Source organism: Mycobacterium sp., from assembly GCF_035506235.1.
GTDB lineage: Bacteria > Actinomycetota > Actinomycetes > Mycobacteriales > Mycobacteriaceae > Mycobacterium.
This window is the reverse complement of the sequence record NZ_DATJPU010000115.1, coordinates 1-14,605: the sequence shown is the minus strand read 5'-3', so window position 1 is coordinate 14,605 and position 14,605 is coordinate 1. Positions and strand designations below refer to the sequence as shown.

Genomic DNA, 14,605 nt, shown 5'->3' with positions numbered 1-14,605 from the left:
CGCCAAAACGCCTCCAGGGTGCCCGGCAGCGGCGGCGCGACCTCGGCTGCACCGTTGGCGCGATCGTGTTTCCATTCGGCGATCAGCGCCTCCCGATGAGACGCCAAGGCCGCGTCGAACTTCGCCGCACCCAGGTGATCGAGTGTGATCCGGTAGCAGCTGCCCTGCTCGTTGGTGGTCTTGGTGAGCGAAGGCTCGGGTTGGGGTCGCGGTTCGGGATCGGGTCGGGGTTCGAGCTTGACCGCGGTGCGCAGCTGATTGACCGTGGCGACCCGCGCCAGCTGTGCGTAGTGCTCATCGGAGCCCGCCCCGGCGCGTGCGGCGATGACACCGACCTGATCCAGCGACAGCCGACCCTCCCGCATGCCCGCCGCGCAGCGCGGGAACTCCGCCCGCCGGTGCGCGATGGTGGCGATGGTGTGGGCGTTGGCCGAGGACGCGCCCAGCTTCCAGGCCACCAACGCCGCCACCGAGCGGGCGCCGGTCATCCCGCACAGCTCGTCGCGCTCGATCTCAGCGACGATGTCCACGAGGCGCCCATCAATGGCGTTGCGCTGCCCGGCCAACTCCGCCAACTCCTCAAACAACACCGCCAGGCGCTCTTTCGGGCTCACCGCCACAGCAGACGATGCGGTCGAAGACATAACCCCATCATCACAGCGGGGTACGACAAAACTCGGCCGCGCGATCCGCGTCAGGGTCCACTGAGCATCAGAAAGCAACCGAACCGCAACTGTGGACAAGCCCGCCCACTAGGAATTCACGAGTGCTCGGAGTTCAGCTGCCGGAGGGCTTGGATGCGGGCCTGGATCTGCTCGCGCGTCGCCGCGGCGATGGGCGGCCCGCCGCAGCGACGGCGAAGTTCGTTGTGGATCCACCCGTGTGGTCTGCCGGTGCGGTGGTGGGTTGCCGAGACGAGGGTGTTGAGCTCGCGCCGCAGGTCACGGAGCTGGCCGTGCATCGGGAACGACGCCGGCGCCCCATCCTGGGCCGCTCCCGTGGCCGCCCGCTTCTTGAGCTGCTCGTCTTGGCGTTGGTGCAACAGGGCCCGCATCTGGTCGGCGTCGAGCAACCCCGGGATGCCGAGGTAATCGGCCTCCTCGTCGCTGCCGGCCGGGGCGGCGGTCCCGAACGAGGATCCGTCGAAGATGACCTGATCCAGCTCGGCGTCGGCACCCAGCGAGGTGAAACCCTTGTCGGCTTCGGCCTTTTCGGTCTGGGTTCTGGTGGCCGGATCGCCGTCGAGGGGATCGTCACCCTCGCGGTGCGGTTGCCCGAGCACGTGGTTGCGCTGGGCCTCCAGCTCGCTGGCGAGCTGCAGCAGGCTGGGCACCGACGGCACGAAGATGCTCGCGGTTTCGCCCGGCCGGCGCGAGCGCACGAACCGGCCGATGGCCTGCGCGAAGAACAGCGGCGTCGAGGCGCTGGTGGCGTAGATCCCGACCGACAGCCGCGGCACGTCGACGCCCTCGGAGACCATCCGCACCGCGACCAGCCACCGGCCGGTGCTTTCGGCGAATTCGGTGATCTTGGCCGACGATCCGGGATCGTCGGACAGCACGACCGTCGGCGCCTCCCCGGTGAGCTTGGTCAGCAGGGCGGCGTACGCACGCGCCGCGGCGCGATCGGAGGCGATGATCATGCCGCCGGCGTCGGGCACGTGGGCCCGCTTCTGGCGCAGCCGCTCGTCGGCGGCCGCGATCACCGCGGGCATCCATTCGCCGGCCGGGTCGAGGGCGGTGCGCCACGCCCGCGCCGTCTGCTCGGCGGACAGCGGCTCGCCCAGTCGCGCGGCATGCTCCTCGCCGGCGCTGTCGCGCCACCGGGCCTGCCCCGAATAGACGAGGAACACCACCGGCCGGACCACCCCGTCGGCCAGGGCGTCGGCGTAGCCGTAGGTGTGGTCGGCCCGCGACCGCAGCACCCCGTCGGCACCGGATTCGTAGGTGACGAACGGGATGGGGCTGTCGTCGCTGCGAAACGGGGTGCCCGTCAGGGCGAGCCGGCGGGTGGCGTCGCCGAACGCCTCGCGAATGGCCTCGCCCCAGGTCTTGGCGTCACCGCCGTGATGTATCTCGTCGAAGACGACCAGGGTCTTGCGCTGCTCGGTGCGCACCCGGTGCAGCGTCGGGTGCGCGGCGACCTGGGCGTAGGTCACCATCACGCCGTGAAACTCCGGTGAGGTCTGGGGGTTGGTGTTGGAGAACCTCGGGTCCAGCGCAAGGCCATGGCGGCCCGCGGCCAGCGCCCACTGCACCTTGAGGTGCTCGGTGGGCACCACGACGGTGATCTGCTCGACGGCGCGCGGGCCCAGCAGCTCGGCCGCCACCCGAAGCGCAAACGTCGTCTTCCCGGAGCCCGGGGTGGCGACGGCCAGGAAATCGCGCGGCTGGGCGGTGAGGTAGCGCACCAGCGCCCTGCGCTGCCAGCCGCGCAACGGCAAGCCGGTGTCGTGGCCGTTCGTGCTGACCGGTTGCAACGAAACAGCTCCCCCCAGAGTTGCGTGGTCGGCGCGGCCGGCTCGGTTCGACGGCGGCTGTGAAATGTAGCATGCCAACGCTTTTCGGCGCAGCAGCGACGCGAGTCAGACGGCGTGGCCCGCCAGGTCGCGGGCTTCCAGCCACGCGTGGATGCGGGTGGCGACGTCAGCCCAGCCCGGTTCGAGCATCATGTTGTGGCCCATGTCGAAGAACTCCGGCTCGGTCCGGTAGGCGCGCGCCGTGGCCCGCACCGCGCGCACGCTGACGAAGCCGTCGCGCACGCCGCCGAGGACCAGCATCGGCGTGGTCACCTGTTGGGTCTTGACCCGGCGGAACATCGGATCCCTCATCGCCGCACGGATGCTCTCGGCCCCGGCGCGTTCCCAGCAGGATTCGACGATGCCCTGCGGCGTGTCGGCGCAGAAGAGGTATTCGCGGGCGAGCGCCGCGGAGCTGAGGAATCGGACCAACGTGGGGTCGTTGAACGAATGCACGGTCATCCACGGGCGGCGGCGCCAGACGCGCAGCGCCGCGCCGAGCACGCCAGTCGGCGGCAGCGAGCCCACGAGCACGGCGGCCGGGGCGTCTGCGTCCTCGAGGTAGCGCTGGATCGTGTAGCCGCCCAGGGAATGGCCGATCAGGACGGGGGCGCCCCCCAGGTCGTCGGCCACCGAGCGGACGTCGTCGACGTAGTCGGCGATGGAAACCCTGTGCAAGGGCTTCCCCGTGGGGCTGGCGCCGTGCCCGCGCAGGCTCATCGCGACCGCGCGGTAGCCGGCGTCGGCGAAGAAGTCCAGGAAGTGGTCGTCCCAGCACCACGCGCCGTGCCAGCCGCCGTGCACGAACAGCAGCGGCACCGGGTGCGCGTCGCTGCAGCAGCCCTTGTCGATCACCTCGAGCATGAGCTGACCATCGCCAGGGGGTCCCCTCCGCGTCAAGCCCCAAGCGTGGTTGCGGCGTCGCGGTCACTGTCGCCCCGACGGACACGGCGCTCGCGCCCGCTAGGCTTGCGGGGTGTTTGAATCGCTGTCCGACCGATTGACCGGTGCCCTTCAGGGGCTGCGCGGCAAGGGTCGACTGACCGACGCCGATATCGAGGCGACCACCCGCGAGATCCGGCTGGCGCTGCTGGAAGCCGACGTCTCCCTGCCAGTGGTGCGGGCGTTCGTCGGCCGGATCAAGGAGCGCGCCAAGGGCGCCGATGTCTCGGGCGCGCTGAACCCGGCGCAACAGGTCGTCAAGATCGTCAACGAGGAACTCATCGGCATCCTGGGCGGCGAGACCCGCCAGCTGGCGTACGCGAAAACGCCGCCGACGGTCGTGATGCTGGCCGGCCTGCAGGGTTCCGGTAAAACGTCGCTGGCCGGCAAGCTGGCCGCGTGGCTGCGCGGCCAGGGGCACACGCCGCTGCTGGTGGCCTGCGACCTGCAGCGGCCCGCCGCGGTCAACCAGCTGCAGGTCGTGGGCGAGCGCGCCGGGGTGCCGGTGTTCGCTCCGCATCCCGGCGCCGGGGCACCGGGGCCCGACGCCGGGCCCCCCGACCCGGTCGCCGTAGCGGCGGCGGGGCTGGCGGAGGCCCGGGCCAAGCACTTCGACGTCGTCATCGTCGACACCGCCGGCCGGCTGGGCATCGACGACGAGCTGATGGCCCAGGCCGCCGCCATCCGCGACGCCATCAACCCCGACGAGGTGCTGTTCGTCCTGGACGCGATGATCGGCCAGGACGCCGTCACCACCGCGGAAGCTTTCCGCGAGGGCGTCGGGTTCACCGGGGTAGTGCTGACCAAGCTCGACGGTGACGCCCGCGGTGGCGCCGCGCTGTCGGTGCGCGAGGTGACCGGCGTGCCGATCCTGTTCGCCTCCAGCGGCGAGAAGCTGGAGGACTTCGACGTCTTCCACCCCGACCGGATGGCCAGCCGAATTCTGGGCATGGGCGACGTGCTGACCCTGATCGAGCAGGCCGAGCAGGTCTTCGACGCGCAGCGCGCCGAGGAGGCCGCCGCCAAGATCGGCAGCGGCGAGCTGACGCTGGAGGACTTCCTCGAGCAGATGCTCGCCATCCGCAAGATGGGCCCGATCGGCAACCTGCTGGGCATGCTGCCCGGCGCCGGCCAGATGAAGGAGGCCCTGGCCGAGGTCGACGACAAGCAGCTCGACCGGCTGCAGGCCATCATCCGCGGGATGACGCCCCAGGAGCGGGCCGACCCGAAGATCATCAACGCGTCGCGCCGGCTTCGCATCGCCAACGGCTCGGGGGTGACGGTGTCGGACGTGAACCAGCTGGTCGACCGCTTCTTCGAAGCCCGCAAGATGATGTCGTCCATGCTCGGCGGCATGGGCATCCCCGGCATCGGCCGCAAGTCGTCAACCCGAAAGGGCAAAGGCGCCAAGGGCAAGAAGGGCAAGAAGGGAGCCCGCGGACCCACGCCGCCGAAGGCCAGGAACCCGCTCATGCAGGGCACGCCGGGCATGCCTGCGGGCTTCCCCGATCTGTCGCAGATGCCCGAAGGCCTCAACGAGCTGCCGCCCGGGCTGGCCGACTTCGATTTGTCCAAACTGAAGTTCCCGGGCACCCCAGGACGAAAGTAGCCGCGCGTGCGCATGCACGTGCGCGGCCGGGGGCTGCCCGACGAGACCGAGCTACGGCTGTGGATCGTCGACGGCCGCATCAGCACGGAACCCGTCGTCGGTGCCGACACCGTCTTCGACGGCGGCTGGATTGTCCCCGGTCTGGTCGACGCGCACTGCCACGTCGGGCTTGGCGACGACGGCGAGATCCCGCTCGCGGACGCGATCGGCCAGGCCGAGGCCGAACGCGATGTCGGCGCGCTGCTTTTGCGCGACTGCGGCGCCCCGACCGACACCCGCAGCCTCGACGACCGCGACGACCTGCCGCGCATCATCCGGGCCGGAAAGCACCTGGCCAGGCCCAAACGCTATTCGCGGGGCTTCGCGGACGAGCTCGAAGACGAATCCCAGCTGCCCGAGGCGGTGGCCCGCGAGGCCAAGCGCGGCGACGGCTGGGTCAAGCTGGTCGGCGACTGGATCGACCGCGGCGTCGGCGACCTGGCTCCGCTGTGGTCCGACGACGTGCTCGAAGCCGCGATCGCTGCCGCCCACGAGCACGGTGCACGCGTCACCGCGCACGTCTTCAGCGAGGACGCGCTGCCCGGACTGATCAACGCCGGCATCGACTGCATCGAACACGGCACCGGGCTCACCGACGACGCGATCGCCCTGATGGTCGAGCGCGGGACCGCGCTGGTGCCCACCCTGATCAACACGCTCGAGAACTTTCCGGGCATCGCGGAGTCCGCGGGTCGCTACCCGGCATATGCCGCTCACATGCGCGACCTGCACGCCCGCTGCCGCGCGCGGACGGCCGCCGCGCGCGAGGCGGGCGTGCCGTTGTACGCCGGCAGCGACGCGGGCAGCATGATCGCGCACGGGCGGATCGCCGACGAGGTCGAGGCCCTCAAGGGCATCGGGATGAGCCCGACGGAGGCCCTGGGCGCGGCGTGCTGGGATGCCCGCCGGTGGCTGGGCCGGCCCGGTCTGGAATACGGGGCGTCGGCCGACCTGTTGTGCTACTGCGAGGACCCGCGACAGGGTCCCGCAGTCCTGAACCGGCCGGACCTTGTGATACTGCGCGGCAAGATCTTTCGGCCACCCGATTAGACGGGCGCGGCGTCGCGATCGCGGATAGGATCCTCGAATGGCGTTGGCCAGCGGCGCGACCTTCGCCGGTTACCTGGTCGCGCGGAGGCTGGGTTCTGGAGCGACTGGCGCGGTCTATCTTGTCCAGGACCCCCGAGCGTCGTGCTGGCAGGCCTTGAAGGTCCTGTCGCCGGCGCTGTCGAACGACGGCGAATTCCGCCGGCGATTCCTGGCGGAGATCCCGGTCGCCACGCGCCTCTCTCACCCGAACATCGTCGAGGCGCGCGACCGCGGCGAGTTCGAAAGCGAGCTGTACGTCGCGATGGAGTACGTCGAGGGGATCAACGCCGCGCGGCTGATCGCCGATCGATTCCCGGCCGTCTCACCGGCGGGCGAGGTGCTTGCCATCGTGACCGCCCTGTCGGGCGCCCTTGACTACGCGCACGAGCGCGGGCTGCTGCATCGCGACGTCAAACCCGCCAACGTCTTGCTGACGGGCCGGGGGGAAGGCGAACAACGGACCCTGTTGACGGACTTCGGGGTGGTTCACCACCCCGGCACGGCCGGGTACGCCGCGCCCGAGCAGCTGCTGGGTGTCGGCGTCGACCGGCGCGCCGACCAGTACGCGTTGGCTGCCACCGCGTTTCACCTGCTGACGGGCGCGCCGCCACCGCTCGACGCCGCGCCATCGTTGCTCAGCGACCAACGGCCGGAACTGGCGCTCCTCGACAGCGTGTTCGCCCGGGCTCTTGCCCACAACGCCGCGGACCGGTTTGCGACCTGCCGTGAGTTCGCCGAGGCGGCAAACGACCAGGCGGGCGTCCCCAGCCGCGGTCGCAGCCCCGAAGCCGCCCTGGTGGCCGACCACCCGGCGTATGCCCCGCGCGGCGCGGGCGAACCATCACCGGCCGGGTCGTCGGCCCCTCGCCTGGACGACTCGGCCACCCCGCCCGCGACGCCCAAGCGGGAGCCCGCGGTGGCCGCAACACCAAGAAGGCGCCGGTCCCGCAGGTTCGTGGTGGCCGCCGCTGTGCTGGTGCTCGTCGCGGCGCTGCTCGCCGTCGGCTTCGTCATCGGGCGCAAGACCGACACGACCGTCGGCCCGCACGGGCGCCCGACGACGAGCCCGCCGCCCGCTCCGGCCCCGCCGGCCAGCGCCCCGGTCGCACTCGACGGCACCTACCGCATCGAGGTGCAGCGCACCGCGCAGACGTTCAACTACACGCCCGACCCGCAGCCGCCCGACGTGAACACCTGGTGGGCCTTCCGCTCGTCCTGCGCGCCCGGCTCGTGCACCGCCGCCGGCACACCGTTTCCAGAGGCTCCCGGGCGCCCCGGATCGCCGTCCGGCCCTCCCCGCTGAGCGCGCCTGACCAGCGCTTTCAGGGCGATCCCGCCGACTCGGGAGAAAAGATTGCGAGTACTTGCTATCTATGTTACGGTTCCCGGCAACCCGACAACTTGGAGGAAACCGTGACCTACGACGTGATCATTCGCGACGGGCTGTGGTTCGACGGCACCGGCGGCGCGCCGCAGACCCGTACGCTCGGCATTCGCGACGGCATGGTGGCCACGGTGTCGGCCGACCCCCTGGACGAGACCGGCTGCCCCGAGGTGATCGACGCGGCCGGCAAATGGGTCGTGCCCGGCTTCATCGACGTCCACACCCACTACGACGCCGAGGTGCTGCTGGACCCCGGGCTGCGGGAGTCGGTGCGCCACGGCGTCACCACGGTGCTGCTCGGCAACTGCTCGCTGTCGACGGTCTACGCCGATTCCGAGGACGCGGCCGACCTGTTCAGCCGGGTCGAGGCGGTGCCGCGCGAATACGTCTACGGCGCCCTGGATTCCACCAAAACCTGGTCGACGGCCGCGGAGTACGTCAAGGCGCTCGACGCCCTGCCGCTCGGGCCCAATGTCGGCTCCCTGCTTGGTCATTCGGATTTGCGGACCGCGGTGCTGGGCCTCGAGCGCGCCACCGACGCCACCGTCCGGCCCACCGACGCCGAACTGGAGCAGATGGCGGCGTTGCTCGACGAGGCGCTCGACGCCGGGATGCTCGGCATGTCCGGCATGGACGCGGCCATCGACAAGCTCGACGGCGACCGCTTCAGGTCGCGCGCGCTGCCGTCGACCTTCGCGACCTGGCGGGAACGGCGCAAGCTGATCAAAGTCCTGCGCAAGCGCGGGCGGATGCTGCAGAGCGCCCCCGACGTCGAGAGCCCGGCGTCGGCACTGATGTTCTTTTTGACCAGCAGCCGAATCTTCGGGCGCGGCAAGGGTGTTCGCATGAGCATGCTGGTGTCCGCCGACGCCAAGTCGATGCCGCTGGCGGTGCACACGTTCGGGTTCGGCACCCGCATGCTGAACAAGTTCCTGGGCTCGGCCGTGCGGTTCCAGCACCTGCCGGTCCCGTTCGAGCTGTATTCCGACGGGATCGACCTGCCGGTCTTCGAAGAGTTCGGCGCCGGAACGGCGGCCCTGCACCTGCGCGACCAACTGGAACGCAACGAGCTGCTGGCCGACAAGGAATACCGCCGCAAGTTCCGGCGCGAGTTCGACCGCATCAAGCTCGGACCGTCGTTGTGGCACCGAGACTTTCACGACGCGGTCATCGTCGAGTGCCCCGACGAATCGCTGATCGGCAAGAGCTTCGGCGCGATCGCCGACGAGCGCGGGCTGCACCCGCTCGATGCGTTCCTCGACGTGCTCGTCGAAAACGGTGACCGCAACGTGCGCTGGACGACCGTGGTGGCCAACCACCGTCCCAAGCAACTCGACAAGCTCGCCGTCGAGCCCAGCATCCACATGGGCTTCTCCGACGCCGGCGCGCACCTGCGCAACATGGCCTTCTACAACTTCCCGCTGCGGATGCTCAAGCGCACCCGGGACGCCCACCGCGCGGGCGCGCCGTTCATGTCCACGCAGCGGGCGGTGCATCGGCTGACCGGCGAATTGGCCGAGTGGTTCGGCATCGACGCCGGCACCCTGCGCGAGGGCGACCGCGCGGACTTCGTCGTGATCGACCCCGCCGGGCTCAACGAGTCGGTGGACGGCTATCACGAGGAGGCCGTGCCGTTCTACGGCGGCTTGCGGCGCATGGTCAACCGCAACGACGACGCCGTGGTCGCGACCGGCGTGGGCGGCACCGTCGTCTTCGGCAAGGGTGAGTTCCGCGGCGGCTACGGCCAGACCGCGAAGTCGGGCCGCTACCTGCGGGCCGGTGAGCGCGCTCGCCGGGAAAACCGCGCCCTGATTGCGAGTGCCTGACATGGCCAGGACCCAGCAGCAGCGGCGGGAGGAGACCGTCGGGCGGCTCATCGACGCATGCATCGCCACCATCATCGAGGTCGGCTACGCCCGCGCATCGGCCGCCGTGATCACCAAGCGCGCCGGGGTGTCCGTCGGTGCGCTGTTCCGCCACTTCGAAACCATGGGCGATTTCATGGCGGCCACCGCGTCCGAGGTAATGCGCCGTCAGCTGGAGTCGTTCACCAAGGGGGTGGCCGAGATACCGGCCGACCAGCCGGCGCTCGAAGCCGCGCTGGCGATACTGCGCGACATCACCGGCGGCCCGACCAATGCGGTGGTTTACGAGCTCTTGATCGCCGCGCGCACCGACGAGAAGCTCAGGGAGACTTTGCAACACGAGCTCGGGCAGTACTCCGCCAAGATCGTCGAGGCCGCCCGGGCCCTGCCCGGCGCCGAGGGCTTCCCGGCGGAGACGTTCCCGGTCGTCGTGGCGCTGATGACGAACGTTTTCGACGGCGCGGCCGTGGTGGAGGGGGTGCTGCCGCAGCCGGCGATCGCGCAGCAGCGGATCGGAGTGCTGACGGCGCTGCTGACCGCGGCGCTGCCGGACGCCGGCTCCTAGAGCGAGCCCACGCCGGTCTCGGGGTTGAGCGCGAAACCCCAGTCGAACAGGCCGGCGGCCTGATCCCAATACGTCGGACCGCCAGCCCTCACCAGCCCGTACATCATCGCGATCACCAACCGGCGGCCCCCGCGCGCGGCGGCGCCGACGAACGTCTTGCGTGCGGCGTCGGTGAAGCCGGTCTTGCCGCCGATGGCGCCGGGATAGCGCTGTAACAGCTCGTCCTGGTTGGTGATCGGTTCATCGCCGTGATCGCCGGGGAACATCGCCGACGGCTCGGCGGTGATCTGGGCGAACACCGGGTTGGCCATCGCGGCGCGGAAGATGACGGCCAGGTCGTGCGCCGTCGACGCGCCGGAGCCGCCCGGCCCGTCCAGGCCCGACGGGGTGGCCGCATGGGTGTTGGTTGCGCCCAGCGACGCGGCTTTGGCGTTCATCTTGGCGACCGTCGCGTCGGCCCCGCCCATCAGGTGCGCCAGCGTGTTGGCGGCGTCGTTGCCCGAGACCAGCAGCAGCGCGTCCAGCAATTGGCGCGCAGTGTAGGTGCGACCCGGCTTGATGCCGACGCAGTTGCACTCGACCTGGGTGTCGGCGACGTCGGCGACGACGGTCGAGTCCAGGCCCACCTGGTCCAGCGCCACCAGCGCCAACAGCACCTTGATGGTGCTCGCGGGTGGGTGGGCGACATCCTGGTCGCGGCCGGCCAGCACCCGGCCGCTGTCGAGGTCGGCGACGATCCAGGTCTGCGCCGGGCCCGCGGGGATGGGAACCGAGCCGATCGGCTGCGCCTGGTCGGCCCGGGACGTGGTGGCGGTGGCCACACTGACGGTGGCACCGCATGCGCCAACCGTGAGCACGGCGCCGACCGCGGCCATGAGCTTGCGCATGAGCGCACAGTTTAACGCCCGAGCTTGCGCAGCGGTCGTCGAGCGACCATCGGGCTAGTGCCAGGGCATGTCGCGCCAGGAGTAGAACGCCCCTGTGCCGATGTCGTGGACGCCGTAGTAGTCCCAGTAGTAGTCGTGGCAGACGTTGCCGTCCCACGGGACGGGCCGGCCCGCCGGAAGGACGTCGCCGGGGCACCAGTGCTGGCAGGACTTTCCGGCGGGGCACGGGGCGGCCCCGGCCGAGGGCGCGGCCAGTCCCGAGCCGCCGAACATCAACAGCGTCGTTGCCAGTCCCGCGATTGCTGCCCTCATAAACCTGGGATTATCCACCTCGGTCGCCGCGCGTGTACTGGGAAAACGGGAAAATCGCAGCGTTAGGTTCATGTGGGGCTCCCTCGTTGCTGGCGGTCGCGAAGCAAGTGGACAACGCCAGTGCGGCTACCGATCCCAATAACCGACCTGCGGCGGTGTTGAATCGATGCATGTTGAGCCTGGCCGAAATATCCGACCGCCTTGAGATCCAGCAGCTGCTGGTGGACTACTCCACCGCCATCGACAACCGCCGGTTCGATGACTTGGACCGGGTTTTCACACCGGACGCCTACATCGACTACCGGGCGCTGGGCGGCATCGACGGCCGTTACCCCGAGGTGAAGAAGTGGCTGGCCGAGGTGTTGCCGACCTTCCCGGTGTACGCGCACATGCTCGGCAACTTCTCCGTGCGCATCGACGGGGATACCGCGGCATCACGGGTGATCTGCTTCAACCCGATGGTGCTGCCCGGCGACAGCGACCAGGCGCTGTTCTGCGGGCTCTGGTACGACGACGAGTTCGTGCGCACCCCGGAGGGCTGGCGGATGACCAAGCGCGTCGAAACGAAGGTCTTCCAGAAGTTGATGTGACAGGTTGCCGGATTTCCGCCGGTGAGCCGCGGTCTGGCACAATGGGCGGCTGTCCGCCGCGCGGTTATGGCCGCGCGGTGGTCATACACGCGAGGCAAAACCGGATCCTGGCATCCCGCCCGGATCGCCGAATTGCCGCGTGACACCCACAGGAGAAATCGCTCAACCATGGCTGTGAAGATCAAGCTCACCCGGCTTGGAAAGATCCGCAATCCCCAGTACCGCATCGCCGTCGCTGACGCGCGCACCCGCCGCGACGGCCGCTCGATCGAGGTCATCGGCCGGTATCACCCGAAGGAGGAGCCGAGCCTCATCGAGATCAATTCCGAGCGCGCCCAATACTGGCTTTCGGTGGGCGCCCAGCCGACCGAGCCCGTGCTCAAGCTGCTGAAAATCACCGGTGACTGGCAGAAGTTCAAGGGGCTGCCCGGCGTCGAAGGCAGCCTGAAGGCCGCCGCGGCCAAGCCCACGAAGCTGGAGCTGTTCAACGCCGCGCTGGCCGAGGCCGACGGCGCTCCCACCACCGAGGCCGCCAAGCCGAAGAAGAAGGCCCCCGCCAAGAAGGCCGCCAAGGCCGCCGAGGAAGCGGCCCCCGAAGCCGCCGAACAGCCGGCGGCGGCCGAGGCCGCTGAGGAGCCGGCGGCCGAGGGCGGCGAGCAGGCCGAGCCGGCCCAGCCGGCCGAGACCACGGAAGGCTGACCGGCGTGAGCACGGTCGTCGTTGACGCTGTCGAGCACCTGGTCCGCGGGATCGTCGACAATCCCGACGATGTCAGGGTCGACATGGTGACCAGTCGGCGTGGGCGCACCGTGGAGGTGCACGTCCACCCCGACGACCTCGGCAAGGTGATCGGTCGCGGCGGACGCACCGCGACCGCGTTGCGCACACTGGTCGCCGGGATCGGCGGCCGCGGCATCCGCGTCGACGTGGTGGACACCGACCAGTAGCGGGGCGCCTCCTTTGGAGTTAACGGTCGGGCGTGTGGTCAAGGCGCACGGCATCGGTGGCGAGCTGGTCGTGGAAGTCCGCACCGACGATCCCGCCGCCCGCTTCGCCCCGGGTAATACGTTGCGCGCCAGGAACTCTCGGACCGGTGACGAACGCAGCGTCGTCGTCGACCAGGTGCGCGAGCACGGCGCGCGGCTGCTGGTGCGCTTGGCGGGGGTGGACGACCGCGACGCGGCCGACGCGTTGCGCGGCAGCCTGTTCCTGGTGGACTCCGCGGAGCTGCCGCCGATCGACGAGCCGGACACCTACTACGACCACCAGCTCGAGGGCCTGCGCGTCCGCACCACCGGCGGACAGGACGTCGGCGTCGTCGCCGAGGTGCTGCACACCGCGGCCGGCGAGCTGCTGGCGGTGCGGCGCGGCGCCGACGGTGCGGACAAGGGCGAAGCCCTGGTGCCCTTCGTCGCCGCGATCGTGACGTCGGTGTCGCTGGACGATGGCGTCATCGAGATCGACCCGCCCGAGGGCCTGCTGGATCTGGCATGAGGATCGACGTCGTCACCATCTTCCCGGCCTACCTCGTCCCCCTGCGAGAATCGTTGCCGGGCAAGGCGATTGCCTCAGGGTTGGTCGATCTGCAGGTGCACGACCTGCGCCGGTGGACCTACGACGTCCACCACTCGGTGGACGATGCGCCGTACGGCGGCGGCCCGGGAATGGTGATGAAGGCCCCGGTGTGGGGGGAGGCGCTGGACGAAACGTGTTCCGGCGAAACGCTTCTGGTGGTTCCCACGCCCGCGGGCTCGCTCTTCACGCAGGCGACCGCGCAGCGCTGGAGCGCGGAGCGCCATTTGGTGTTCGCCTGCGGGCGCTACGAGGGCATCGACCAGCGGGTCATCGAGGACGCCGCCCGACGGATGCGGGTCGAGGAGGTCTCGATCGGCGACTACGTGTTGCCGGGCGGGGAGTCGGCGGCCGTGGTGATGATCGAGGCGGTGCTGCGGCTCCTGACCGGCGTCCTGGGCAATCCCGCGTCGCTGCACGAGGATTCGCACTCGCCGGCCCTGGACCGGCTGCTGGAGGGCCCCAGCTACACCCGGCCCCCGAGCTGGCGGGGGCTCGACGTCCCCGAGGTGCTGTTGTCCGGTGATCACGCGCGAATCGCCGCCTGGCGCCGCGAGGTGTCGCTGCAGCGCACGCGGGAACGCCGGCCCGACCTGTTGGACTGAGTGCCCCCAGCTCGCGCAGGTCAGATCTTGCCGCTGGGGAAGATCGTCCTGACGGCCTGGGTGATCGTCTGCCGTGCGGTGGCGTCGTCGGAGGACTGCAGCGACTGCACCACCATGACGTAGCGGTGGTCCGGGCCGATCACGCCGGTGGACAGGTGCACCCAGTCGCTGCCGATGCAGCACATCCAGCCTTGCTTGACGGCCACCGGCTCGGCGAACAGCCCATCCGGGATGCCGAACCGCTGTGGGTAGCCATCGATCCCGGTGGGGGTGGACTGGGCCAGGTCGTTGACGATGATCATGGCCCGCTCGGCCGGCAGCCCGCCCGACCCGTCGAGCAGCATGTCGTAGTAGCGGACCAGGTCGGTCAGTGAGCTCATCGTGTTCCACCAGCGCCCGTCGCTGGGCGGGGTGGTGGATGACAGGCCGTAGCGGGTCGCGATCTGGCTGATGATGGTGTCGCCACCGCCCTGACCCCAGAACTTCTCGGCCGCGCCGTCGTCGGATGACTGCAACATGGCATCCAGGGCATGGCGGTCGTCCGGGGACAGGGTGGTCCTTCCCTGGGACTCGGCCAGCAGCAGGTCGTCGGCGATGAACAGCTTGGCCACCGAGGCGGTGCCGATGA

The 14,605-nt window shown here is 70.2% G+C and carries 15 protein-coding genes and 1 pseudogene; 10 read left to right on the top strand and 6 right to left on the bottom strand.

Going from position 1 to position 14,605, the window contains the following annotated elements; genetic code table 11:
- From VMD50_RS10685 to VMD50_RS10675, 3 genes are all read right to left on the bottom strand, one after another.
- Nucleotides 1–644 (bottom strand): DUF222 domain-containing protein (locus tag VMD50_RS10685; RefSeq protein WP_325427561.1); only part of this gene is annotated, 644 nt, incomplete at its 3' end.
- A gap of 116 nt (nt 645–760) precedes the next feature.
- Complete coding sequence (locus VMD50_RS10680) at nt 761–2,497, bottom strand: DEAD/DEAH box helicase (RefSeq protein ID WP_325427567.1); 1,737 nt, start codon at nt 2,495–2,497, stop codon at nt 761–763.
- Nucleotides 2,498–2,584: 87 nt separating this feature from the next.
- Nucleotides 2,585–3,382, bottom strand: a complete 798-nt coding sequence (locus VMD50_RS10675) for an alpha/beta hydrolase (protein ID WP_325427559.1) — start codon at nt 3,380–3,382, stop codon at nt 2,585–2,587.
- 112 nt (nt 3,383–3,494) lie between these two features.
- Between VMD50_RS10675 and ffh the strand changes: the two genes are divergently transcribed.
- The 5 genes from ffh to VMD50_RS10650 are packed head-to-tail and all read left to right on the top strand — an operon-like array spanning nt 3,495 to nt 10,011.
- Nucleotides 3,495–5,069: a signal recognition particle protein gene (gene ffh / locus VMD50_RS10670; RefSeq protein ID WP_325427557.1), complete on the top strand. Its 1,575-nt coding sequence runs from the start codon at nt 3,495–3,497 to the stop codon at nt 5,067–5,069.
- Nucleotides 5,070–5,081: 12 nt separating this feature from the next.
- The gene (locus VMD50_RS10665; protein WP_325427565.1) at nt 5,082–6,158 is read left to right on the top strand and encodes an amidohydrolase family protein; all 1,077 of its coding nucleotides are present in this window, start codon (nt 5,082–5,084) and stop codon (nt 6,156–6,158) included.
- Between the two features lie 37 nt (nt 6,159–6,195).
- On the top strand, nt 6,196–7,500 hold the full coding sequence (locus VMD50_RS10660; protein WP_325427555.1) for a serine/threonine-protein kinase: 1,305 nt from the start codon (nt 6,196–6,198) through the stop codon (nt 7,498–7,500).
- A 50-nt stretch (nt 7,501–7,550) separates the two neighbouring features.
- Complete coding sequence (locus tag VMD50_RS10655; RefSeq protein ID WP_325427563.1) at nt 7,551–9,407, top strand: N-acyl-D-amino-acid deacylase family protein; 1,857 nt, start codon at nt 7,551–7,553, stop codon at nt 9,405–9,407.
- Nucleotide 9,408: 1 nt separating this feature from the next.
- Nucleotides 9,409–10,011 (top strand): TetR/AcrR family transcriptional regulator, encoded by a 603-nt coding sequence (locus VMD50_RS10650; RefSeq protein WP_325427553.1) that lies wholly within the window; start codon nt 9,409–9,411, stop codon nt 10,009–10,011.
- Here the strand turns inward: VMD50_RS10650 and VMD50_RS10645 are convergent.
- Both VMD50_RS10645 and VMD50_RS10640 read right to left on the bottom strand, forming a co-directional pair.
- A complete protein-coding gene (locus VMD50_RS10645) occupies nt 10,008–10,898 on the bottom strand; it encodes a D-alanyl-D-alanine carboxypeptidase family protein (RefSeq protein WP_325427551.1) in 891 nt (296 codons plus the stop codon). The two genes, VMD50_RS10650 and VMD50_RS10645, sit on opposite strands and share 4 nt — an antisense overlap.
- Nucleotides 10,899–10,952: 54 nt before the next feature.
- Nucleotides 10,953–11,210 carry a hypothetical protein gene (locus VMD50_RS10640; protein WP_325427549.1) on the bottom strand — a complete coding sequence of 86 codons (258 nt, stop codon included), beginning with the start codon at nt 11,208–11,210 and terminating at the stop codon, nt 10,953–10,955.
- Nucleotides 11,211–11,380: 170 nt separating this feature from the next.
- Here VMD50_RS10640 and VMD50_RS10635 point away from each other — a divergent pair, with 170 nt between their 5' ends.
- The 5 genes from VMD50_RS10635 to trmD all read left to right on the top strand — a co-directional run bounded on the left by VMD50_RS10635 (nt 11,381) and on the right by trmD (nt 13,977).
- Nucleotides 11,381–11,800 (top strand): nuclear transport factor 2 family protein, encoded by a 420-nt coding sequence (locus VMD50_RS10635; RefSeq protein ID WP_325427547.1) that lies wholly within the window; start codon nt 11,381–11,383, stop codon nt 11,798–11,800.
- Nucleotides 11,801–11,968: 168 nt separating this feature from the next.
- A complete protein-coding gene (rpsP, locus tag VMD50_RS10630; protein ID WP_325427545.1) occupies nt 11,969–12,499 on the top strand; it encodes a 30S ribosomal protein S16 in 531 nt (176 codons plus the stop codon).
- Between the two features lie 5 nt (nt 12,500–12,504).
- Nucleotides 12,505–12,747, top strand: a complete 243-nt coding sequence (locus tag VMD50_RS10625) for an RNA-binding protein (protein ID WP_003878715.1) — start codon at nt 12,505–12,507, stop codon at nt 12,745–12,747.
- A 13-nt stretch (nt 12,748–12,760) separates the two neighbouring features.
- A complete protein-coding gene (gene rimM / locus VMD50_RS10620) occupies nt 12,761–13,294 on the top strand; it encodes a ribosome maturation factor RimM (protein WP_325427542.1) in 534 nt (177 codons plus the stop codon).
- Nucleotides 13,291–13,977 carry a tRNA (guanosine(37)-N1)-methyltransferase TrmD gene (gene trmD, locus VMD50_RS10615; protein ID WP_325427540.1) on the top strand — a complete coding sequence of 229 codons (687 nt, stop codon included), beginning with the start codon at nt 13,291–13,293 and terminating at the stop codon, nt 13,975–13,977. The genes rimM and trmD overlap by 4 nt, the downstream gene beginning before the upstream one ends.
- Nucleotides 13,978–13,997: 20 nt before the next feature.
- Here the strand turns inward: trmD and VMD50_RS10610 are convergent.
- A pseudogene (locus tag VMD50_RS10610) lies at nt 13,998–14,605 on the bottom strand (hypothetical protein); the annotation flags it as partial.

Coding starts and splice junctions, on each gene's coding strand:
- VMD50_RS10675 (WP_325427559.1), bottom strand. CDS start 3,382: ATGCTCGAGGTGATCGACAAGGGCTGCTGCAGCGACGCGCACCCGGTG.
- trmD (WP_325427540.1), top strand. CDS start 13,291: ATGAGGATCGACGTCGTCACCATCTTCCCGGCCTACCTCGTCCCCCTG.
- VMD50_RS10660 (WP_325427555.1), top strand. CDS start 6,196: ATGGCGTTGGCCAGCGGCGCGACCTTCGCCGGTTACCTGGTCGCGCGG.
- VMD50_RS10640 (WP_325427549.1), bottom strand. CDS start 11,210: ATGAGGGCAGCAATCGCGGGACTGGCAACGACGCTGTTGATGTTCGGC.
- VMD50_RS10645 (WP_325427551.1), bottom strand. CDS start 10,898: ATGCGCAAGCTCATGGCCGCGGTCGGCGCCGTGCTCACGGTTGGCGCA.
- rpsP (WP_325427545.1), top strand. CDS start 11,969: ATGGCTGTGAAGATCAAGCTCACCCGGCTTGGAAAGATCCGCAATCCC.
- VMD50_RS10650 (WP_325427553.1), top strand. CDS start 9,409: ATGGCCAGGACCCAGCAGCAGCGGCGGGAGGAGACCGTCGGGCGGCTC.
- VMD50_RS10635 (WP_325427547.1), top strand. CDS start 11,381: ATGTTGAGCCTGGCCGAAATATCCGACCGCCTTGAGATCCAGCAGCTG.
- VMD50_RS10665 (WP_325427565.1), top strand. CDS start 5,082: ATGCACGTGCGCGGCCGGGGGCTGCCCGACGAGACCGAGCTACGGCTG.